A 20,079-nucleotide genomic window follows, 5' to 3' on the forward strand; every position below is an offset into this window, starting at 1 on the left:
CCGGCGCTGGTGGCGCGCATAGCCCAGGGCCTGGGCCTGCGCTACACGCCCGAAAAAGAAGCCACCCCCGGCACCTTTGCCCCCCTGGACCTGCTGGACTATATCTATGCCGTGCTGCACAGCCCCGCCTACCGAGAGACGTATAAGGAGTTTCTGAAGGTAGACTTCCCGCGCATCCCCTACCCTGCAGATGCGGCGGCCTTCGGGCAGCTGGCGGGCCTGGGGGCACAGCTGCGGCAGCTGCACCTGCTGCAGCACCCCGCGCTGGATGAGCCCCTGGCCAGCTATCCCCACCCGGGTACCGACCGGATAGAGACCAAAATAGCCCGCACAGACTGGGAGCTGTACGATGCCGGGCAGCAGCTGGGCCGCATCTGGCTGAATGGCACCCAGTGCTTTGAGGGCATCCCCCTGGTGGCCTGGCAGCACTACATAGGCGGCTACCAGCCCGCGCAGAAGTGGCTGAAAGACCGGCAGGGCCGCAGCCTGGGCTACGACGACATCCTGCACTACCAGCGCCTCATCGCTGCCCTGGCCCACACCCACCGCCTGATGCAGGAGGTAGACCGGGCCATAGACCCGGTGCTAAACCCGGCGGGCTAGCAGCACGGGGCCGGGTGCGGCAGGCGGGGCGGGCGTATTAGGCCGGGCAGGGGCTATTCGGTTGGTTTCTTGGGCAGCTTCTTTGCGTTCAGCTTCTTGTGTGCCTGCTCTATACTGGCAATAAACTGCTTTTCTACTTCAGACAGGTCTTCGGCGGCCTTGCGTGTGTAGGCTTCGTATTCGTCATGGGCCTTCTGCCTGGCCAGCTGTGCCGATATGCTGCCCGCATGGGTCAGCACATCCTGCCTGCTCATGCGGATGAAGCCGTCCAGCAGCGCTATCCAGTCCTGCATGTGCATGGGCCTACGCTGCATGGCGTTTATCTCGGCTATGTCCAGGTAGGCCGAAACAAGGCGGTTCAGCATGGCCAGCTCCTCCTCCGTCAGGTAGTTCTTGGCTATGCTTGTCTCTTGTTTGGTGGGGTGCTTCCCTTTGAATGCCTTTAGCCCCATAAAAGGCTCCTGCGCATTGGCCCGCTCATAGATGATTTCGGCTGCCGTATGCCCATGCGATGCCCAGTGCAGCTTGTTTTGCACGGTCTGGAAAAACTGCTGCGTTAGCTCGGCCCTTGGGTCATAGTCTATGCTGGTGGCGTATATCTCCAGCACCTTGCGGTAGAATATCTTCTCGGACGACCGGATGTCCCTGATGCGGTCGAGCAGCTCCTCAAAGTAGCCGCCCCCCTGCTTCAGCAGGTCGTCGTTCATGGTAAAGCCCTTGGTGAGGTACTCCCGCAGCCGCTGAGTGGCCCACATGCGGAACTGCGTACCCCGTAGCGACTTCACCCGATACCCTACCGAGATAATGACATCCAGGTTGTAGTGGTTGGTATCGTAGTTTTTGCCATCCGCCGCAGTTGTCCGGATTTTCCGGACAACTGCATCTTCCGAGAGTTCACCCTCTTGAAAGACGTTTGCTATGTGCTCCGATATGGTTCGCTTGTCCTTGTCAAACAGCGCTGCCATCTGCGCCTGTGTGAGCCACACGGTGTCTTCTTGCAGCCGCACCTGTATCTTCAGCTGCCCGTCATCGGCCTGGTAGAGGAGTATTTCGCTGGACATGGTTACTCGTTTGGTTTCTTGGGAGGGATGATTTGCCAGTATCCTTTTCTGGGTGTGCCCGTGCGTTGTATTCGCTTTTGGTCTTTAAGTGTTTTTAGGTTCTTTTCAATAGCTGTTGTGCTAATACCTATGTGTTGAGCCATCTCTGGTATAGATATAGCCGGGTTTTGTTGGATAAGCTGAAGTATCTGTGCTTGGCTATCACCCAACCCATCACCCAACCCCGCTAGCGTATGGTGTAGTGTAATGCGCATGCCGCCCTGTTCCGCCCGTATCTCCGGCTCGGGCAGGCCTGCCGCTTTGCAGGCTTCGATAATTTTGAGGGTGCCACGTCCCCACGAGTCAATATATCCAGCCTTGAAGCAGGCATCGGCAATAATGGGGTTGCGAGGGTGGGAGGTGTGCTCCTTGCGTAGGTCGTCCAGGCTCAGGCCCATTGGCAGGGTGCCTTCGTTCCAGATGGACAGGCGGTTGGCCTCTGCTACGCCCACTACTTTGCCCGCATCGTCTTTGCCTATGTAGATGATACCCCCCACCGCATTGGCAAAGCCGCATACCCACTTCAGGTAGTCGTCGTGCCAGTTTTGCTTGTATTCTATGTTGTGGGATTCGGGCATGGGGGATACCATTAGTGATTTTGCCGGGCCATTCGCTTGGGGTTCAGCCCCTGGCGGGGCTCATCGGCGCACAGCGGGGCTGGTGCTTACGGCCTCAAGGCCTATCAGCCGGTCGTAGCGGTCGGTAGGCTGGCGGTAGTATACCAGGATGTGGTAGGTATTACCCGTTTCGCTGAAGCTGCCCTCCAGCAGCTCGGTCTGCGGGCTGCCCTCGGGGGGCAGCAGCACGTACTCATAGTTGTAGATGCCCTGCTTCAGCTTGGTGGTGAGCAGGGCCATGTCGTCCAGGCGGAACAGGCGATAGGTGGGGTCTAGCTGCCACAGGCTGAAGGCACCCCGGATGTACAACTCGCCTGCGGGAAAGCTATCGGGCAGGCGCAGGCTGAAGGTGGTGCACAGGTAGTCGGCCTCCACATCGGCCATGGGGTACTGCCGGGTGCCAATGTAGTAGGCACCGTCGAAGTCGGGCTCGGTAAAGTAGGTGAGCTGCGGCCGGGCTTTGTCTTCCAGCAGCTGCACCTGGTCGCAGCTATCGGTGTAGGAGATGCTGGCCACGCGGTTGGTAGCACGGCTTACGTCTCTCAGGTCGAACCAGCGAAACTCATTTCCGCCGCTGTACTCCAGCTTTCTGTCGAACCGATACTCCAGGTGGTCCGGGTACTGGTAGGCGGGCTCTATGGGGGTGGCAGCGCCCTGCCAGCGGCCATTCTGCACCAGCTGGAACTGTAGCTCGCGGCTGGGGTCGCGCATGGGTACACGGGTGGGGTATAGGCTGAAGTTAACCGTTTGGTAGCCGCGTGTGGCCCCCCGGCTGGGCAGTGTTACCAGGTCGGGCACGATGCGGATGCCCTCCTCGGCCACCACAAAGCGGCGGGTGAGCAGCAGGTCTCGTTCGTTCCCATTTCGATACACCTTCAGCAGGTAGTTTCCGCTTACCTTGAATGCGGTGCCCTCTTTGGGTATCGTCAGCTGGTAGTGGATGTAGGGTGTGCGGGTATTCTGGCTACTGCGGTAGTCATTCATGGGGTTGCCCAGGAAGGAGGAGTAGTACTCGATGGGGATGAGCATGCTACGCTGCCAGTTGGCATCGCAGTGCTCGATGGTGTAAAACAGCTGCTCGGGCTGGGCCTGTAGCATGTCAAACTCCAGGTTCAGGTAGCTGCCCTGGCCCAGCACCAGGTAGGGAAAGCTTAGCTCGTCGTCTTGCCTATACAGCTGCACAGTCCGGATGTTTGCCTCATACACCTGGTCGGCGTACTGCAGCTCCTTGTTTTTCCAGGCCGGGCGCGGCTTTTCGCCACGCTGTGCCAGCATGGGCAGTGGGTGGTGCAGCTGGCACAGCAGCAGCAGGGTGGCTACAGCTGTGCCAGGGTGGCTTCGGCTTCGGCCCATTCGGTCATCAGTTGGTCCAGGGTCTTGCTCAGGGCATCGTGGCGCGCCTGTAGTTCGGCCAGCTTGCCAAAGTCGGACGCATGCTCGGGTCCGGCCATTTTTCCGGCCAGCTCGGCCAGCTGCGCCTCGGTCTGCTCCACCTGTCGCTCCAGGTTTTTCAGCCGGTTTTGGGCTGTTTTCAGCTGCTTGGGGTCGGGGCTTTCTTGGGTGGATTGTTTGGCTGGCTTCTCGGCTGCAGGGGGCTTCTGTGCGGGCTTGGCAGGTGCCGGGCTGGCTGTGGCCTGCCGGGCCTTCCAGGCTTCATATTCGCCAAAGGTGCCGGGGTACTCTCTTATCTGCTGGCCCTCTATGTACCATATCTTGTTCGTTACATGCTGCAGGAAGTATCGGTCGTGGCTCACCACCACATAGCTGCCGGCATAGGTGGCCAGGGCCTGCATCAGGATCTCGATGCTCTGCAGGTCCAGGTGGTTGGTGGGTTCATCCAGCAGCAGGAAGTTGGCCCGGCTCACCAGGGTTTTGGCCAAGGCTACGCGGCTTTTCTCGCCCCCGCTTAGTACTTTTATTTTCTTCTCCACGTCGTCGCCGGTGAAGAGGAAGCTACCCAGGATGGTGCGAATGTAGGTGTCGCCCTTGTGCGGTGCGTGGCTTCGCAGCTCGTCCAGGATGGTATTATCCAGGGTAAGCGACTCCAGCTGGTGCTGGGCAAAGAAGGTGCTGTGCACATTGTAGCCCTCCCGTCGGCTACCCTGGTGTGCCTCGGTGCCTGCCAGTATGCGCAGCACGGTGCTCTTTCCGGTGCCATTTGCGCCAATGAGTCCGATTTTGTCTCCCCGGCGCACCACGGCCTCGGCCTCGTTCAGGATGGGCCTATCGTAGGTTTTGCTTACCTGCTCCAGGGTCAGGATGTCGGCTCCGGGATTCACGTCTATGTCGAAGCGCAGGCTGATGCTGGTCTTGTCTTCCTCGGGGGCCTCCAGCCGGTCCAGTCTGTCCAGCATTTTCATGCGGCTCTGGGCCTGGCTGGCCTTGGTGGCCTTGGCGCGAAAGCGGTTGATAAAGCGCTCGCTCTCCGAGATAAATCGTTGCTGATTTTCGTAGGCCGACTTGTGTATGGCCATGCGTTCCTCCTTTTGCTCCAGAAACTGGCTGTAGTTTCCGGTATAGAAGTGCAGCCTGCTGTGCAGCACCTCCACCACCTCGGTCACCATACGGTCCAGGAAATAGCGGTCGTGGCTTACGATGATGTAGGTGCCGCCATAGCCCTGCAGGTACTGTTCTATCCACTCGATGGAGGGGAGGTCCAGGTGGTTGGTGGGTTCGTCCAGCAGCAGCAGGTTGGGCTTTGCCAGCAGGATTTTGGCCAGCATGACGCGCATGCGCCAGCCGCCGCTGAAGGCGTTGTAGGCCTTTTGGCGGTCGGCCTCGTCGAAGCCCAGGCCATTCAGCACCTCGTGGGCACGGGCCTCCATCTCGTAGCCACCCAGCAGCTCAAAGCGGGTTTGCTTCTCGGCCAGGTCGTGCAGCAGTTCTTCGCTCTGGTCGTGCTCCAGCTGCTGTAGCAGGGCCTCTATCTCCTGCTCCAGGCGCAGGGGCTCTTCAAAGGCGCCCATGGCTACCTCCAGTATATTGGCTGTGGAGCTGAAGGACAGCAGATCCTGATTCAGGAAGCCCAGGCGTAGCTCGCCCGATCGGGTGATCTTGCCCTCCACGGGGGTGTACTCGCCTGTTATCAGCCGCAGCAGCGTACTCTTGCCGGTGCCATTCTTGCCCACCAGGCCTATGCGCTGCCCCTCGCTGATCTGCCAGTTTACATCGCTGTAGAGCACCCGCCCTGCGAAGTCAAAACTTACCTGCTGAAACGTTATCATCTGGCTACAAAGATAGCGCACCCACGGGGGATGCACAAAAAAGGGGAGAAACACCCAGGCCTCTCCCCTACACGGTGCCTCCACCGGCCTGTCTTCTCTGCCCTGGCACTAGCCCGGCGAGGGCAGTACACGTCAGCTGGTGTGCATGGGCACCTGGATGGCCAGCAGCTGGCTGTCTTCCAGGGCATTTACGGTTACGGTCTGTGTCTCCCACACGCCCAGGGCATCCCGCTTATCCAGCGTGTGCGCACCTATCTGCACCCTGCCGTGCAGCAGGAAGAAGTATACACCATTCTGGCTAGCCTGTAGTGGGTATGCCAGGCTTGTGTCGGCTTTCAGGTCGGCGCGGTGAAACCAGGCATCCTGGTGGATCATCAGGCCCGCTTTGCCGGCCGGTTCTACCAGGGTTTGCCAGGCATTTGCGCGGGCTGTGGGCTCAAAGCGGCACTGGTCGTAGCGGGGCTTTACGCCCTTTTGGCGCGGAAAAACCCATACTTGCAGGAAGTTTACCTCTTCCGTCTTGCTGGGGTTGTACTCCGAGTGCTGGATACCGGTGCCAGCACTCATTACCTGAACATCGCCTGTATGAATCACCGAGCCGGTGCCCAGGGTGTCCTTATGCTCCAGGGCACCCCGTAGGGGGATAGAGATAATCTCCATATCCTCGTGGGGGTGGGTGCCAAAACCGGCCCCGCCCGCCACCACGTCATCATTCAGCACCCGCAGTGCGCCGAAGTGCACCCGATCGGGGTTGTAGTAGCCTGCAAAGCTGAAGCTGTGGTAGCTGTCCAGCCAGCCATGGTTGGCATGCCCGCGGCTATTGGCCGCATGAAAGACTGTTTTCATAATGAGGAAAAATCAATGTTCGTACATCAAAACCCCAAAACCTGAATCCTGGTTCCCGTATGATGGCCGTGGGTGCATGCGCCCCGGGCCTAGAATTTGAGGGGCTGGTGTGGAATGTTCCAGCGCAGGCTCAGGGTGGCCCAGGTGGTTCGGTCTGGCGGCGGGCCGGGCACGTCCTGGGCGCGTACAAAGAGTTCGGCATCTACGAATGCGTTTAGCCACCATATCTGGTAGCTTACGCGGCCCTGCACCTGCAGCTGGCGGTAGCGCAGGCCCTGGCCAATGGTGTTTCCGAAGTCATTGGGCTGGGTGCCATTGGCACGAAAGATATCGGCCCCCAGGTTCTGCCCGTTCTGATCCAGGCCCTGATCCAGCCACACTACGGTAGCCTGCACAAAAAAGCGCGGCAGGGGCTGGTAGCGCAGGATGCCGGTAAACTCTCGGAAGTTGGCACCCTGTGGGTGTGCCAGGGGCTGATTGTAGTGTGCGTAGTTGGCGCTGATATTGTAATGCGCGTAGGTGTAGGGGCGGGCCGTGTTGGCCTCCAATTGCATATCCAGGGTTTCTATCCCCAGCACGTCTATATACTTTAGCCCACCCTGTAGGCCGAACTTGTTTCCCCAATAGCCCGAGCCGTTGGCGCGCTGGGCAAAGTTGTAGTCGTCTATCATCAGCTGGCCATACAGCTGCAGGCGTCGCAGCACGTTTACCTTGCCCGTCAGGCCCAGGGTGCTGTTATCGGGGCTACCCACGTACTGCTCTATAGTGCGGTAGAAGATGAGCGGGTTCAGATACTGGATCTCAAATCCCCGGTTGCCATTGGGCAGCACAGGGGCATAGATGACAGACTCGAATATCCCGATGCTCCATTTCTTGTTTGGCCGGAAGGCCAAGTGGTGAAACACCCCATACTTGCGCGGCTGTGCGCCTATGGCGTCCGGCTTGTTGGGGATGAGGTCGATCATCTGGGTGAAGTGGTTCATGTACTCCAGCTTCCAGATGCGGGTGTGGAAGTTGAGCATGTAGTAGTCGGTGGCGTGGTCGCTGAGCAGCATGCTCTGGTAGCCATCGCCCCAGTGCACACGGTCTCGTCCCAGCTTGATGCGCACGGGCTTTACGGGGCTATAGGTCAGGTAGCCCTTGGCACTCAGATAGTCGTAGCCATCTGTCCGAAAAGTTTTGTAGAACCCCTCGCCGGGTATGGCCGATCGGGCACGCACGCGCTCCTGAAAAAAGACCGGAGGCCCTACCTGGTTATCCAGCACCTCGGTATACACACCCACCTTGCCAAACAGGCTGGCCCTCAGGCTGGCCCCTCGGCTATTGCGGTACACCGTTCGGCTGGACTCGGTGCCCAGGTCGGTCTGCTCCAGGCCGTAGCCGCCATACACCACGGGGTTTATAAACACCTTGGCGTTGAAGGGTCCGCCCTTGCGGGCGCGCTTCAGGCCTCGCTCGTCCAGGTAGATGCTGTCTGGCCCCTTGTACACCTGCCAGCTTATCAGGTCGCGGTGGTTGGTGAAGAAGGTGTAGCCCAGCCCCTCGCCTCCGTTTTCGCGGGCATAGTCATCGTCTACCAGTATGCGGCTCCGGTGCTGCCAGCTGAGTGCCCGCCTGCGCAGCCCGGTCTGGTCGGCCTGCCGCAGCCATTCAGTCACGACCTCCCGGCCATAGGGCTTCAGCGTGCTGGGGATAGCCTCGGGCAGGCGGCCCTGTATGTCATATCGGTCTATCAGGTGATAGACCTCGTCATTCAGCGGCAGATCCCCGTCTTGTGCAATACCCCGTGTGATACAGAGCGTAGGTATAAGTGCCAGCAGCAGGTAGCGTATGGGGCCCGACATGGCCGCAAAACTACTGAAAATAGAGACTTCGTGTACCGGAGCAAACCGGATGAAACCTGTACAGTGTTATGTTTGTGAATCTGATTCCAGGCAACCCATGCTTAACCTTATTAAACCCAGGCTGCATCGCTTTGACGCGCTGAGCAGCCTGCCCGAACTGAAGAGAGAGAGATCGGCTCTCGGCTAGATGCGTACAGCATCCTTTCCGATACCTGCGCCATCGAGCGTGTGAATCTGGCCTTTGGCATTATGACCGGCTATCTGCCCGACGAGCTGGACGGGCTGGCCTGGCAGGCGCTGCTAGACCCGGATGAGGTAGAACGCTTTGAGCAGCAGTGGCTACTGCTACGGCTAACGGGTGACTTGGCAGAGAGCAAGTGGCTGCTCCGGCGCAAGGATGATGCGGCTATTCCGGTCATTCTCACCGCGCAAAAATTATTGCTCTCCGATCAAGCCTACCTGATCCTGCTGGCTGAAGAGCTGGGAGAGGAGCACCCCCTGGATTTTGCCATTCTGTAGCCCGGCATGGCCCGGGTGCCTGTGCGGGCATAAAGGCTGCCGCGTATGAACACCCGTTTGCAGAACGCGTGCCGGACCATGGGCTACCAGGGCTGGTACGCAGGGTCTCTACCATCCGGCGTCGTGCGGGCTACGTCCTTGCGAGCCTGGTGAAAGTACTGGATTTTTTCCTTTGCCAGGCGCTGCATCATGGCTTCTATGTCATCCAGGCTCTGCGACTCGTAGGTGGCGCGTTTCCCGTTACCCTCGGTGGGCAGGGTTTGTGGCTGGGGGCTATCCGGCACCTCGGTGGCTGGCGGCGGTGGCGGGCTGGGCGGTGGCGGGTAGCGCCTTAGTAGCAGCTCCAGGTTGTATCGGGCCAGGTCATTATCGGGGTCCAGGCTTAGCGCCCGTATCAGTTGGTTTTTGGCGGCGCGTACGGCGGCCTCGTCGGGCTTAGCATCCTGCTGTAGTTGGGCCCACGCCTGGTTGTTGTGTACGGTAGCGCGGGCCGGGCCGGGCAGGCGCGCGTACAGGCGTGCGTAGCCACTTTCGGCCTGCGCATAGGCTCCGCTTTTCAGCAGCTTCTGGGCCCGGTTGAACTGCCGGGCCAGCTCGTCCTGCTGGGTGCCCACCTGTGCCGTACACAGCAGGTAGCAGCAGGCCAGGCCGAATAGGCGGCTGTAGGATAAAGGGGTGCGACACTGGCTACTCATGTACGCTTCGCTTGGGTACCGCCAGGAAAGATAGCAAAAAGCAGACAACGGCCAGTAGCAACGGATACTGATAGGCCGAAGCCACTGCCAGCCGCCCCGGGGGGTAGTAGCGGGGGGTAGCCAGCACCTCTTGGGCCAGGGCCTGCGCCAGGCTACTATCCCGCTGGCCCTGTAGCCGGTATACCTGCTGGCCAAAGCGCGCTGCCAGGCTGTCCAGCCTTAGCCTATCCGGGCGGCTGATGGCCGGGCTGCCATCTGCCAGCAGGTAGTAGCCAGTGCCATCTGGCCTGGGTACGGGCCCGCCGACCTCGGTGCCTACCAGTACGGGGATGAGCTTTACCCCCATGCCCGCTAGCCGCAATAGCCAGCTCTCATAGCTGGGCTCGCGGCTTTCGGCATCGGTAAACAGCAGCAGCACCCGGCCGCCATATTGCTGCTGGGCAGTGTCCAGGTTCAGGTAGTGGGCATAGGCCTGCCGCAGGGCATAGCGCAGCTGGGTGCGTCCGCTGGAAAACTGGCGGCTGTCCAGGTCCCTCAGGTGTAGCTCAAAGGCATCCAGATCTCGGGTAAAGGGCACATAGGTATAGGGGAAATCAGCAAAGCCAATGAGCCCGAGTTGTTGCCCCTCCAGCTGCCGGGCCACTTGCCACATCAGCTGCCGGGTGGCAGCCAGCCGGCTGGGCTGCAGGTCTTGCACCTCCATGCTCTGGCTGGCATCCAGGGCCATCATCACCTGTAGGGGGGCGGGTTGGCTGGCCGCTGGCTTGGACAGCTGCGGGTCCATCAGGGCCAGTACCGCACAGGCATAGGCCAGGAGTAGCAGCCCGTGCCGCACCCGGGCTAGCCGGAGCACCCGCGGATACAGGCTATAGTAGTGCTGCACCTGCTGCAGCCGCCTGTACTGCCAGCGGTAGGCCAGGAAAAGTAGTGGCAGGCCTGCAAAGGCCCAGGCCGCATGTAGCTGTCCCCACTGCATGGCTGTATCCTAGGGGGCTTGTGGGCTTGGTATGGGTTGAAAGGCGATAACCTCCTCATACTGGGGGGCTACCAGCCAGCTACCATCCTTTTTCAGCAGGCCCCACAGGCCATTCTCCTGTGCCGGGGCTATGCCGCCAGAAAAATTGCGTACTGCCTCAAACTTGAGGGGCACAATAGGCCGCCCATCCAGGTCTATATAGCCCCATTTGCCACGCAGCTTTACGGCCGCTACTGCCTCGGAGTAGTCCAGCACCTGGTCAAAGGCGGCGGGCACTGCTTCGGCCCCCTCCACCGATAGGTAGCCCCAGCTGCCATGCTGCTGGTAGCGTATGCGGCCCTCCACGGGCCACCCACAGTGCTGGTAGCGCAGGCTCCTCAGCCGGTGGCCCTGTGGGTCCATCAGGTGCCAGCCATCTGTGGCCTGCACCACCGTGACGGCCTGGACAAAAGGGGCTGTGCGCCGCAGATCCAGTGGAATGCGCACGGTGCCCGCCGTATCCAGGTAGCCCCACTGCCCGTCCTGGGCTACTTCGGCCAGGCCGCTGTGGTGGGGGTAGGCCTCGTCATACAGCGGCTGGATGGCCCAGCTGCCATCTGGGCGGATAAAGCCCAGTTTGCCATCCAGGCTTACCAGGGCTAGCCCCTGCCGAAAGGGATAGGCATAGCGATAACTTGGCTGGATGATCCAGAATCCGGCGGTGTCTATGTAGCCCCATAGCTGATTTAGCCTGGCGGGTGCCAGCCCGGCGGCAAAGTCGCCCACCTCCTCATAGCGGGGCTTTATCCTGGGCTGCCCCTGGTAGTCCAGGTAGCCCCATTCCTGCCCTAGCTTGATAGCCACCAGCCCGCCCGAGGGGCTGCGTGCCGCATCGTAGTAAAAGGGGATTACCTCCTGGCCAGTGCTGTCCAGGTAGCCCCATTTGCCCTGCCGCATGGCGGGCACCAGCCCGTCGCCAAACAATCCGATTCGCTCGTAGCGAAAGGGCGTAATGGGCTGACCCGACTCCCTTAGCAGGGCGTAGTGCCCCTGCTGCCGGGCGGCACCCCGGTAGATGCGGGCAGGCTGTGCGGCAGAAGTGGCCGGCAGCAATAGGCCCAGCAGGCATACCCACAGGTAGCTCTTGGCCCAATGCAGGGCCGAATCAAGAAAGGAATAGCGCTCCATACCAGACAAGTACCGGAAATTAGATCTGTATGCCCTCGAAAACAAATTTGCCCTGTACCTCCTTATACACCAGGGGTATGGGCAGGGGCTGGCCCTTGATCTCGAACTGGTAGATGAGTACCAGTACAGGCACCCCCTCGGCCAGGCCCAGCGAGGTATTGATGAGCCTGGGGTTGCTCAGGTCGCCCTGCTGATACAGCAGGCTCATGCCTTGGATAAACTGCGCCCTGGGCATCTGCTTCATAGCAGGCCCGGCACGGTCATACAGCAGTCCAGGCTTCTGCTCCATCAGCAGCCTCAGCTCGGTTCGGGCTACGTCTCGGGTAGCTGGTAGCACGCTGCCTTCTGCGGGCTGAAAGCTGATCTGCGATAGGCGAAACTTCCCCGCCGCATCCTTCACATACTCCAGTACCGTGCTGGCGGTGGTGTGTGTGTGCTCGGTCTGGTAGCTTACCTGGGCTACGCTCCGCCCCCCCTGGGCTGGCAGGGGCTGGCAACTGCTTATGCGATAGCGCTTCAGGTCGCCCAGCATGCGGTGGGCAAAGTCCAGGTAGGTAACCAGGTCCTTCTCCTTGTAGGCCTGCCGGAACTCTGGGGCGGCAGTGCCATACAGGGCTGCATGTGCCTGCTGGACCAGTAGCGCCATGGTCTGGTTTGGCGTAGCAACGGTGAAGCCCGGAATCTGGGGGCCGTCGGGCAGCCGCGTATTGCCGCTGCTATCCACCGCTGCGGTCTGTATTTCGGCCCGATAGAGCGGGTGCTCGTCTGCCACCAGGGCACCATTGCGGTAGCGCAGATTTAGCTGTACCTTTTCTCCATCAGCCCGCAGCACCTCCAGCAGGCCATGGGGCTGGCCGTCTGCATAGTGGGTGCGTGCAGTCAGGCGCCCATCGGGTGTGTAGTGGGGGTAGTAGCCGGTGCCATCCCTCAGGCAGGCGCTATCCAGCACCCTGCCGCTGCTATCGCGAATACGCAGTACCGTCAGTAGCCGGCCCTGCTCGTACACCAGCTCTTCAAACGGCTTCCCGTTGGGGAAATAACTGATGTACGGGCCTGTCTTCAGGCTATCTGTATTTAGGCTGTATCGCTCGCTTACCTGCCCATTGGGGTACTTTTTTTCTACCGCCACTGGCTGGTGGCTGCAGCCCACCAGCAGTAGGGCCAGGCAGACCAGTAAAGTTAATCGCATCATAAGGGTTGCAATTTAGGGTTAATTGGGGTTAATCTTGTAGTTTTGCGCTTGCTGGCGTAGTGTCTCCTTTATTTTCTTATTTTCTCAAATAGCACAATCACCCATACCTATTGCCCCTATGGATCCCATGCACGAGCTGATACAGCAATTCTCCGTCCAGATGCGCCGCGCCATAGAGATTGGCGCGGATGCCGAGCTGGAAGGCGGAGCAAACCCGATTCACCAAATTGTAGTGCTGGGTCTGGGTGGCTCGGCCTTTGGTGCAGAGCTGGTGCGAGACTATGGATTTGAGCACCTGAAGAGCCCCATTAGCATCCTGCGGGGCTACGAGCTACCTGCCTTTGTGGGGCCGCATACCCTGGTGATAGCCAGCAGCTATAGCGGTAATACCGAGGAAACCCTGACTACGGTGCAGCTGGCCCATGCCCGTGGCGCACAGGTGTACTGCATTACCAGCGGGGGTGCGCTGGCAGACTTTGCCCGCCAGCAGCAGCTACCCTGCATCCTCATACCGGGTGGGCAGCCACCCCGTGCCAGCTGTGGCTACAGCTTTATCCAGCTGCTGTTTATCCTGCATGCCGTGGGGCAGCTGCCCGACTTCAAGGCAGACCTGGAGGAAGCCGTAACAACGGTGGAATCCTTTGCCGACCACGAGCTGGCACGGGCACTGGCCCAGCAGCTAAAGGATCAGGCCGTGGCCATCTATAGCGGAAACCTGGCCGAAAGCATGGCTATACGCTGGCGGCAGCAGATAAACGAGAACAGCAAGCAGCTGTGCTGGCACCACGTGGTGCCCGAGATGAACCACAATGAGCTGGTGGGATGGGAACACCCGCAGTTTATGACTGGGCAAGCCCAGGTAGTGCTACTCCGCACCCGCTTTGACCACGAACGGGTGCAGCTACGCTGGGGGCTGAATGCGGATATCCTGCGCCAGCGCGGTGCTACGGTGCACACCGTGGAGGCCAAGGGCACAGGCCTGCTAGCCCAGCTGCTGTACCTGCTACACTATGGCGACTGGCTAAGCTGGTACCTGGCCGAGGCCAACGGGGTGGAAGCCACACCCGTAAAGGTAATCGACTACCTGAAAAACGAGCTGGCCAAGTCCATCTAGTTTCTCCACCACCAGCCGGGATGCAGATAGATCGCCCGGCCAGATGCAGCGGCACACCGCAGGCAATAGCCCCGCCGCAAGTAACCGGTGGAGGGCACACAAGCGCCCCCGTGTTCCCGAATAAACTGGCGAGCGGCCGAAGGTCGATGGTCGGGCTGAATTTCCCCCGCCTGAAAAAGTGTACTACCCGAAGGTTCTACAGAACCCTCAAATGGGGAAGAGCAACAAAAAGCTGCTGGGCCACCTCCTCGCGGCAGATCAGCATATTCCGCTCTTTATAGAGATCGCGGACTTGCTCCTTCCGATCAATAGAAATCTCATTCATTTTTCGCAAAAATCCATGCGGCTCAATCTGAAAATATTGGTAGTGAATATGTCCTAAGACCGCTCGAACATTTCTTGCTTCTTCTTCACTATTTACCTCCAGAATTATACTCGGCCTGCATCTCTCCAACACATCCAGCATACCCCTAAATGCCTCAGGCTCATATCCCTATATGTCAATCTTAAGCAGACCTAGATGATGTATGTTCTTTTCTGCCAATAAGTCAGAAACTCGCCGAACCCTTATTTCAGTCTTAACCTCATTCTTACCCACTTGATGCAAAAAAGACCAACCGTTAAATGCTAAAACAGACTCCTCTCTACCTGCAGCAACATTCTCTAACTCAACGTCAAACTTATTAAGTCTGAAATTGGCAGCTGCCCGCTCTGCTATGTTTGAATTTGGTTCGATAGCAATAACTCGCGCAGCAGGATTTGCAAGCTTTGCTTCGAGAGAATAAGAGCCATTATGAGCTCCAATGTCCAAAATGACGGAAGCATCTTTTGTCAACGACCGCCAAATCTCGCGACTCGTATACTCCCAAGGTGTCTTCAGGCCTCCCCAGAAATAACGATTCGATATATGGTCGTTGTAATTAATCATCATGAGCTTATCTCCACCATCCGTAGATATGGAGAATGGCCCTCTGAAATGCAAACGCTGAAAAATGAATTCAGGCGGAGAGATAGGCCTAAGGATGTTTGCCAATGTCCTGCGACAAAAATTGACAATACTATTAATTGTTTTTTTCAAATAAGTAACATTATTGTTTCAAATCCCGGCGAAAGGCTGGCATACCGGTTACGTCCATACCCGTTATCAGCAGGTGTATGTCGTGCGTACCCTCGTAGGTTATCACGCTCTCCAGGTTGGCCATGTGGCGCATGATGGGATACTCCCCGGTTATGCCCATACCGCCCAGCACTTGGCGTGCCTCGCGTGCAATGTGTAGGGCCATGTCCACATTATTGCGCTTGGCCATGCTTATCTGGGCACTGGTAGCTCTGCCCTCGTTCTTCAGCTGGCCCAGGCGGTAGGTTAGCAGCTGTGCTTTGGTTATTTCAGTCAGCATTTCGGCCAGCTTCTTCTGGGTCAGCTGGAAAGAGGCAATGGGCACGTCGAACTGAATGCGCTCCAGGGCATACTTCAGGGCTACGTCGTAGCACTCCATCGCCACGCCAATGGTACCCCAGGCTATGCCGTAGCGGGCACTATCCAGGCAGCCCATGGGGCCTTTCAGGCCGCTTACGTTGGGCAGCAGGTTGGCTTTGGGCACCTTCACGTTGTCAAACACGAGCTCCCCGGTGGCGCTGGCGCGCAGGCTCCACTTATTGTGGATCTCGGGTGTGGTAAAGCCCTCCATACCACGCTCCACGATCAGGCCGTGGATGCGGCCCTCTTCATTCTTGGCCCACACTACTGCTATTTGCGCAAAGGGGGCGTTGCTGATCCAGAGTTTGCTGCCATTCAGCAGGTAATGGTCGCCCTTGTCCTCATAGTGGGTGGCCATGCCACTGGGGTTGCTGCCAAAGTCAGGCTCCGTCAGGCCAAAGCAGCCCATCCACTCGCCACTCGCCAGCTTGGGCAGGTATTTGCGGTGCTGCTCCTCGCTGCCGTAGGCATAGATGGGATACATCACCAGGCTACCCTGTACGGAGGCCATAGAGCGTATGCCACTGTCGCCCCGCTCCACCTCCTGCATGATGAGGCCGTAGGCCATATAGTCCAAGCCTGCACAGCCATAGGCCTCGGGCAGCATGGGGCCAAATACCCCCAGCTCGGCCATCTCGGGTATCAGGTGGGTGGGGCACTCGGCCCGCTGCGCATAGTCCTCTATGATGGGCTTTAGCTTTTCATCCACCCACTTGCGCACACTACTGCGTATCAGCTTATACTCATCGGTTAGCAGGTCGTCCAGCTGAAAGTAGTCTGGGGCGGTGTATGTGGCGGTTTTTGTAGCGGTACTCATGGTTCTTGAAAAGACAATAGATGGGGGGAAGCCTGATTAAAGATCAAGCCCCGGTAAAGACGGGGGTACGTTTTTCCAGGAAGGCCGATGTACCTTCCTTACCATCGTGGCTATTGGCTGTTTTGGCAAACTGGGCAGCCTCTACCTGATAGCCATCCTGGGCGGGATCAAAGGCCGCATTCACACTGGTAATGGTGGCGGCTACGGCCAGCGGGGCCTTTTGGTAGATCTTGCCCAGCAGCGCCAGGGCATAGTCCATGGCTTCTTCCTCGGGCTTCACGGCGTTTACCAGGCCCAGGCGCTCGGCTTCCTCAGCCTTTATCATGTCTCCGGTAAGCAGCAGCTCCATGGCCTTGGTCTTGCCGATCAGGCGGGGCAGGCGCTGGGTGCCCCCATAGCCGGCTATAATGCCCAGGTTTACCTCGGGCTGGCCAAACTTGGCCTTGGGTGTGGCCACACGCAGGTGGCAGGCCATGCTCAGCTCGCATCCGCCGCCCAGGGCAAAGCCATTTACCAGGGCAACAATGGGCTTGGCAAACTGCTCGATACGCGCGAAAAGCTGCTGACCATAGGTACTGAACGCTGCTACCTGGCTCGGCGATAGTGCCTTGATCTCGCTAATATCTGCTCCTGCTACAAAGGCCTTGTCTCCTGCGCCGGTGAGTATGATACCCTGAACGCTGGCATCGTCTTCCAGCTCGTCCAGGGCATCGGAAAGCTCCTGGAGCACCGTGCGGCTAAGGGCATTCAGCACTTCGGGCCGCTGTATCCGCAGCACACAGGTTTTACCGGTTCGGACTAGCTCTAAAACTGTATACGGCATAGCACTGCAACTAAAGTCGTTTAGTGCACAAATATACAAAGGCTTTTCAGACTATATCGGGCTGAGAGACACCATTGGCTAAACATGCGGGGCGCTTTCTTCTTCGGCCTCGTCTTGGCCCTCGCCTTCGCCAGGATGGGTACGTTTTACCACGTCTACCCCTTTAAACTTCTTGTCGTCCACCTTTTCGTCCAGAAACTGGTTTAGCTTATTGATGTCGTAAGAGGAGACAATCTCCCCAAAGGCATTGATCTCTACATCAAAGCCCTTCAGTGCTGCATTTACCTGCGGTTTCACTGCACCTCGTATTTTTCTAGCCATTGTAATACTACTAATTGGTATGCGGGCGGACAGCGTAAGAACAACAAATTGTGCCCGTTTGGTTCCATCCATTTTTGTCCGGGATTACAGGGGCATGGCTCCCTGTGCGGGGCCTTGCACTTCCTGCTGTAAATACAAAGGAGCCCGATGCGTTCGGGCTCCTTTGGGTACAGTTTAGGACACGTATCTGCCCACACACCTGGTGGAGACAAGACCCGCGTCTTACCGATTTAGCCCTGGCAAGTTAGTAGCCGATCTTCATTTCTCAAACGCAGGTGCCTACTTAATATCCACCAACGGAGAAGGGGGCTGTGGATGCTGAGTGGTGCAGGCCTTCCACTGCTGCCGGTAGTAATCCCGCTGCTGCTGTAGCTGCAGGATTGCGCGTTCCTGTTCCGCATACCGCTGCCAAAGCCCATCCTGCTGCTGCTGTAGCAGGACGGCCCACAGCACAGCCGCCACAGCCACTATGCCCAGCATGCCTATCGCCAGTATCCTTTTCATGCTGCAAATCTTGGGAAAAAAAAATCGCCCCGGCCCTTCGGCTGCCTCCATGAGGGGTGTGGTGTGGTAGATCAAGGGCCCAAGAGGCAGGCAAATCGCGACAGAGAAGAGGTGTCGGGGTGTTTGAGCATAAAAAAAGGCCACCAGATTGGCGGCCTCCTTATCTGTATCTGTCTGGGGGGGGCTTATTCCGCGTCATCGGGCAGCTCGCTGTCCGCCGCCTCCTGGTCCGTAACCTCTCCCGCTGGCAGGTCCGCGTCCAGTGCCGTGTCAGATGGGCTGTCGCTGGCGTAGTCTGCATCCTCTTTGTTCAGGCTATCCAGGTCTGCCGGCACACTTTGCTTGTTGTTCACAATGGCAATGCGTGCCAGGCGGCGGGCATAGCGTGCATGGTGGATGGCAGCCCGGTAGCGGCCCTGTACGTGCAGGGCGCGGGCATAGCGCTGGTGGCGCACTGCACGGCCCAGATGGCCCGTATAGTTCTTCCCGCTCTTTACGGCTAGCTGGGCATGCCGGATGGCCCGATTGGTGCGGCGCAGGGCCTGGCGGCTGTCATCGCGCAGTGTGGGGGTGCGGTTGTTTCGCACGCCGCGCTGGGCATAGGCTTCGGGTAGAGATACGGCAAAGAGCAAGGCCGCAAGCCCGATGAAAAGAAAAGATTTTCTCATGTTTCGTTTAGATCAATGAAGGGTGGTTCTATACCAGGAGCACGGCAAATTTCATGCCAAACGCACAGCGCACCAGAATCTGTACCGTGGGCAAAGGATCAGCCGTGCATCCACTGCTGCTTGGCTAGCAGGGTTTCGGCGGCCTCCTCATGCTCGGGGTCGGGCACGCAGCAGTCTACGGGGCATACGGCCGCGCACTGGGGTTCTTCATGAAAGCCCATACATTCGGTACACTTGCTGGGCACAATGTAGTACAGCTCCTCAGATACCGGGACCTGCATGTCCTCTGCCCCGATCACCACCCCGTTGCCAAAGTCAATCTGACCCTTCAGGTGCGTACCATCGGCATAACTCCACTTGGCCCCCCCCTCATAAATGGCCGTATTGGGGCATTCCGGCTCGCAGGCACCACAGTTTATGCATTCCTCTGTTATCACAATAGCCATCTGTATCTTCCGTTTTGGTTCTTTTGGCAACCGCCTGGGCGGCTGTATAGCAAAATACCGGCTGTAAAAGAATAATTCCGCTTTGCGCTGCAAATATGAGGCAAATTTTCAGTTTACACGATTCCGCAGGGGCACGAAAACACCTCTACAAGGCCCGAACTAAACCCAGATGTAATTATTTTATGGTATAATATTTTTAAATAGCACAAAAAAATTTATATTTTCAATTTAAAATTCCGCAAAAACAACGAACGCTTACCAAAACGAGACCGGTCTCCTTGCATACAGGCTTCCCTTTATGCTAAGCAAGAAACCACAAACAACCCGCCACACATACCCCCCCGAAATGCTTCAGACTGAAATAGACAGCTTAATCCACTCGCTCGTAGGATTGTCCGAATCGGATGCCCTGCAGCTGCTGGTGCATCAGCACCCAGGCACGGCCGTGTTCAGTACGGCACTGGGCCCCGAGGACCAGGCAATTACCCACCTGCTGGCGCAGGCAGCGCTGCCAGTGCGGATATTCACCCTGGATACTGGCCGCCTGTTTGCCGAGAGCTATGAGCTGCTAGACCAAACCCGCAGCCGCTACCCGGGCCTACCCATACAGGTCTACTTCCCGCAGCATACGGCAGTAGAGCGGCTGCTGAGTGAGCAGGGCCCTTTCAGCTTCTACGAAAGCGTGGAGGCCCGCAAACACTGCTGCCATATACGCAAGGTAGAGCCGCTGCAGCGTGCCCTGCAGGGTGCCAGCCTGTGGATAACCGGCATACGGGCCGAGCAGAGCACCCACCGCAGCGAAATGCAGCCCCTGGAGTGGGACGAAACGCATCGGGTGCTCAAGTTTCACCCCATCTTCTACTGGACCGAGACGCAGCTGTGGAACTATATTCATGCCCATCACATCCCCTACAACAAGCTGCACGACCAGGGATACCCCAGCATAGGCTGCCAGCCCTGCACCCGCGCCATAAGCCCGGGCGAAGACCCACGGGCCGGGCGCTGGTGGTGGGAGCAGAGCCAGAAGGAATGCGGCCTGCACGAACACGAGTAAGCTGGCTGTTCCGTAAATTTGATCCCGCAAAACGCACGCCATACGGCCCTATATCCTGGCCCACAAGCCACC

22 protein-coding genes are annotated in these 20,079 nt (G+C 58.5%); 4 read left to right on the forward strand and 18 right to left on the reverse strand.

Features of this window, described 5'->3' with window-relative positions:
* Positions 1–603, forward strand: a 603-nt coding sequence (locus LW884_07410) for a DNA methyltransferase (GenBank protein MCE3008153.1), incomplete at its 5' end; no start/stop codon positions are given.
* 53 nt (positions 604–656) lie between these two features.
* Here LW884_07410 and LW884_07415 read toward each other — a convergent pair.
* The 6 genes from LW884_07415 to LW884_07440 all read right to left on the reverse strand — a co-directional run bounded on the left by LW884_07415 (position 657) and on the right by LW884_07440 (position 8,234).
* Positions 657–1,664: a virulence RhuM family protein gene (locus LW884_07415; protein MCE3008154.1), complete on the reverse strand. Its 1,008-nt coding sequence runs from the start codon at positions 1,662–1,664 to the stop codon at positions 657–659.
* A gap of 2 nt (positions 1,665–1,666) precedes the next feature.
* Entirely contained in the window at positions 1,667–2,281 is a 615-nt protein-coding gene (locus LW884_07420) for a putative DNA binding domain-containing protein (protein ID MCE3008155.1), read from the reverse strand.
* Positions 2,282–2,341: 60 nt separating this feature from the next.
* Positions 2,342–3,673, reverse strand: coding sequence for a DUF5103 domain-containing protein (locus LW884_07425; GenBank protein MCE3008156.1), 1,332 nt, complete (start codon positions 3,671–3,673; stop codon positions 2,342–2,344).
* Entirely contained in the window at positions 3,637–5,544 is a 1,908-nt protein-coding gene (locus LW884_07430; protein MCE3008157.1) for an ATP-binding cassette domain-containing protein, read from the reverse strand. The genes LW884_07425 and LW884_07430 overlap by 37 nt, the downstream gene beginning before the upstream one ends.
* A 132-nt stretch (positions 5,545–5,676) precedes the next feature.
* Positions 5,677–6,390, reverse strand: a complete 714-nt coding sequence (locus LW884_07435; GenBank protein ID MCE3008158.1) for a pirin family protein — start codon at positions 6,388–6,390, stop codon at positions 5,677–5,679.
* An 89-nt stretch (positions 6,391–6,479) separates the two neighbouring features.
* Positions 6,480–8,234 (reverse strand): hypothetical protein, encoded by a 1,755-nt coding sequence (locus LW884_07440; protein MCE3008159.1) that lies wholly within the window; start codon positions 8,232–8,234, stop codon positions 6,480–6,482.
* A gap of 228 nt (positions 8,235–8,462) precedes the next feature.
* On the opposite strand from LW884_07440, the gene LW884_07445 reads away from it, so the two are divergent.
* Positions 8,463–8,753 (forward strand): PAS domain-containing protein, encoded by a 291-nt coding sequence (locus LW884_07445; protein ID MCE3008160.1) that lies wholly within the window; start codon positions 8,463–8,465, stop codon positions 8,751–8,753.
* Positions 8,754–8,836: 83 nt separating this feature from the next.
* Here the strand turns inward: LW884_07445 and LW884_07450 are convergent, their stop codons facing one another.
* The 4 genes from LW884_07450 to LW884_07465 are packed head-to-tail and all read right to left on the reverse strand — an operon-like array spanning position 8,837 to position 12,783.
* A complete protein-coding gene (locus tag LW884_07450) occupies positions 8,837–9,448 on the reverse strand; it encodes a hypothetical protein (protein MCE3008161.1) in 612 nt (203 codons plus the stop codon).
* On the reverse strand, positions 9,441–10,424 hold the full coding sequence (locus LW884_07455; protein MCE3008162.1) for a VWA domain-containing protein: 984 nt from the start codon (positions 10,422–10,424) through the stop codon (positions 9,441–9,443). The genes LW884_07450 and LW884_07455 overlap by 8 nt, the downstream gene beginning before the upstream one ends.
* 9 nt (positions 10,425–10,433) lie before the next feature.
* The gene (locus tag LW884_07460; GenBank protein ID MCE3008163.1) at positions 10,434–11,591 is read right to left on the reverse strand and encodes a WG repeat-containing protein; all 1,158 of its coding nucleotides are present in this window, start codon (positions 11,589–11,591) and stop codon (positions 10,434–10,436) included.
* Positions 11,592–11,610: 19 nt separating this feature from the next.
* Positions 11,611–12,783 carry a hypothetical protein gene (locus tag LW884_07465; protein ID MCE3008164.1) on the reverse strand — a complete coding sequence of 391 codons (1,173 nt, stop codon included), beginning with the start codon at positions 12,781–12,783 and terminating at the stop codon, positions 11,611–11,613.
* Positions 12,784–12,901: 118 nt separating this feature from the next.
* On the opposite strand from LW884_07465, the gene LW884_07470 reads away from it, so the two are divergent.
* Complete coding sequence (locus LW884_07470) at positions 12,902–13,897, forward strand: bifunctional phosphoglucose/phosphomannose isomerase (GenBank protein ID MCE3008165.1); 996 nt, start codon at positions 12,902–12,904, stop codon at positions 13,895–13,897.
* Between the two features lie 196 nt (positions 13,898–14,093).
* On the opposite strand, the gene LW884_07475 is transcribed toward LW884_07470, so the two are convergent.
* From LW884_07475 to LW884_07510, 8 genes are all read right to left on the reverse strand, one after another.
* The gene (locus tag LW884_07475) at positions 14,094–14,363 is read right to left on the reverse strand and encodes a hypothetical protein (GenBank protein ID MCE3008166.1); all 270 of its coding nucleotides are present in this window, start codon (positions 14,361–14,363) and stop codon (positions 14,094–14,096) included.
* Between the two features lie 27 nt (positions 14,364–14,390).
* Positions 14,391–14,975 carry an FkbM family methyltransferase gene (locus LW884_07480; protein MCE3008167.1) on the reverse strand — a complete coding sequence of 195 codons (585 nt, stop codon included), beginning with the start codon at positions 14,973–14,975 and terminating at the stop codon, positions 14,391–14,393.
* 10 nt (positions 14,976–14,985) lie between these two features.
* Positions 14,986–16,191: an acyl-CoA dehydrogenase family protein gene (locus LW884_07485; GenBank protein ID MCE3008168.1), complete on the reverse strand. Its 1,206-nt coding sequence runs from the start codon at positions 16,189–16,191 to the stop codon at positions 14,986–14,988.
* A gap of 43 nt (positions 16,192–16,234) precedes the next feature.
* Complete coding sequence (locus tag LW884_07490; GenBank protein ID MCE3008169.1) at positions 16,235–17,014, reverse strand: enoyl-CoA hydratase-related protein; 780 nt, start codon at positions 17,012–17,014, stop codon at positions 16,235–16,237.
* Positions 17,015–17,092: 78 nt separating this feature from the next.
* Entirely contained in the window at positions 17,093–17,335 is a 243-nt protein-coding gene (locus LW884_07495; protein MCE3008170.1) for a hypothetical protein, read from the reverse strand.
* A gap of 279 nt (positions 17,336–17,614) precedes the next feature.
* A complete protein-coding gene (locus tag LW884_07500; GenBank protein MCE3008171.1) occupies positions 17,615–17,839 on the reverse strand; it encodes a hypothetical protein in 225 nt (74 codons plus the stop codon).
* Positions 17,840–18,024: 185 nt separating this feature from the next.
* The gene (locus tag LW884_07505; protein MCE3008172.1) at positions 18,025–18,507 is read right to left on the reverse strand and encodes a hypothetical protein; all 483 of its coding nucleotides are present in this window, start codon (positions 18,505–18,507) and stop codon (positions 18,025–18,027) included.
* A 98-nt stretch (positions 18,508–18,605) separates the two neighbouring features.
* Entirely contained in the window at positions 18,606–18,953 is a 348-nt protein-coding gene (locus tag LW884_07510) for a 4Fe-4S dicluster domain-containing protein (GenBank protein ID MCE3008173.1), read from the reverse strand.
* 346 nt (positions 18,954–19,299) lie between these two features.
* On the opposite strand from LW884_07510, the gene LW884_07515 reads away from it, so the two are divergent.
* Entirely contained in the window at positions 19,300–20,007 is a 708-nt protein-coding gene (locus LW884_07515) for a phosphoadenylyl-sulfate reductase (protein MCE3008174.1), read from the forward strand.
* Positions 20,008–20,079: the final 72 nt, after the last annotated feature.

It is taken from the genome of Bacteroidota bacterium (assembly GCA_021300195.1).
GTDB lineage: Bacteria > Bacteroidota > Bacteroidia > J057 > JAJTIE01 > JAJTIE01.

What these genes read in the sequence shown, in the direction of transcription:
- LW884_07515 (MCE3008174.1), top strand. Translation starts at nt 19,300, where the DNA reads ATGCTTCAGACTGAAATAGACAGCTTAATCCACTCGCTCGTAGGATTG.
- LW884_07510 (MCE3008173.1), bottom strand. Translation starts at nt 18,953, where the DNA reads ATGGCTATTGTGATAACAGAGGAATGCATAAACTGTGGTGCCTGCGAG.
- LW884_07495 (MCE3008170.1), bottom strand. Translation starts at nt 17,335, where the DNA reads ATGGCTAGAAAAATACGAGGTGCAGTGAAACCGCAGGTAAATGCAGCA.
- LW884_07460 (MCE3008163.1), bottom strand. Translation starts at nt 11,591, where the DNA reads ATGGAGCGCTATTCCTTTCTTGATTCGGCCCTGCATTGGGCCAAGAGC.
- LW884_07435 (MCE3008158.1), bottom strand. Translation starts at nt 6,390, where the DNA reads ATGAAAACAGTCTTTCATGCGGCCAATAGCCGCGGGCATGCCAACCAT.
- LW884_07455 (MCE3008162.1), bottom strand. Translation starts at nt 10,424, where the DNA reads ATGCAGTGGGGACAGCTACATGCGGCCTGGGCCTTTGCAGGCCTGCCA.
- LW884_07490 (MCE3008169.1), bottom strand. Translation starts at nt 17,014, where the DNA reads ATGCCGTATACAGTTTTAGAGCTAGTCCGAACCGGTAAAACCTGTGTG.
- LW884_07415 (MCE3008154.1), bottom strand. Translation starts at nt 1,664, where the DNA reads ATGTCCAGCGAAATACTCCTCTACCAGGCCGATGACGGGCAGCTGAAG.
- LW884_07505 (MCE3008172.1), bottom strand. Translation starts at nt 18,507, where the DNA reads ATGAGAAAATCTTTTCTTTTCATCGGGCTTGCGGCCTTGCTCTTTGCC.
- LW884_07425 (MCE3008156.1), bottom strand. Translation starts at nt 3,673, where the DNA reads ATGGGCCGAAGCCGAAGCCACCCTGGCACAGCTGTAGCCACCCTGCTG.
- LW884_07430 (MCE3008157.1), bottom strand. Translation starts at nt 5,544, where the DNA reads ATGATAACGTTTCAGCAGGTAAGTTTTGACTTCGCAGGGCGGGTGCTC.
- LW884_07475 (MCE3008166.1), bottom strand. Translation starts at nt 14,363, where the DNA reads ATGCTGGATGTGTTGGAGAGATGCAGGCCGAGTATAATTCTGGAGGTA.
- LW884_07500 (MCE3008171.1), bottom strand. Translation starts at nt 17,839, where the DNA reads ATGAAAAGGATACTGGCGATAGGCATGCTGGGCATAGTGGCTGTGGCG.
- LW884_07465 (MCE3008164.1), bottom strand. Translation starts at nt 12,783, where the DNA reads ATGATGCGATTAACTTTACTGGTCTGCCTGGCCCTACTGCTGGTGGGC.
- LW884_07440 (MCE3008159.1), bottom strand. Translation starts at nt 8,234, where the DNA reads ATGTCGGGCCCCATACGCTACCTGCTGCTGGCACTTATACCTACGCTC.
- LW884_07450 (MCE3008161.1), bottom strand. Translation starts at nt 9,448, where the DNA reads ATGAGTAGCCAGTGTCGCACCCCTTTATCCTACAGCCGCCTATTCGGC.
- LW884_07420 (MCE3008155.1), bottom strand. Translation starts at nt 2,281, where the DNA reads ATGCCCGAATCCCACAACATAGAATACAAGCAAAACTGGCACGACGAC.
- LW884_07470 (MCE3008165.1), top strand. Translation starts at nt 12,902, where the DNA reads ATGGATCCCATGCACGAGCTGATACAGCAATTCTCCGTCCAGATGCGC.
- LW884_07485 (MCE3008168.1), bottom strand. Translation starts at nt 16,191, where the DNA reads ATGAGTACCGCTACAAAAACCGCCACATACACCGCCCCAGACTACTTT.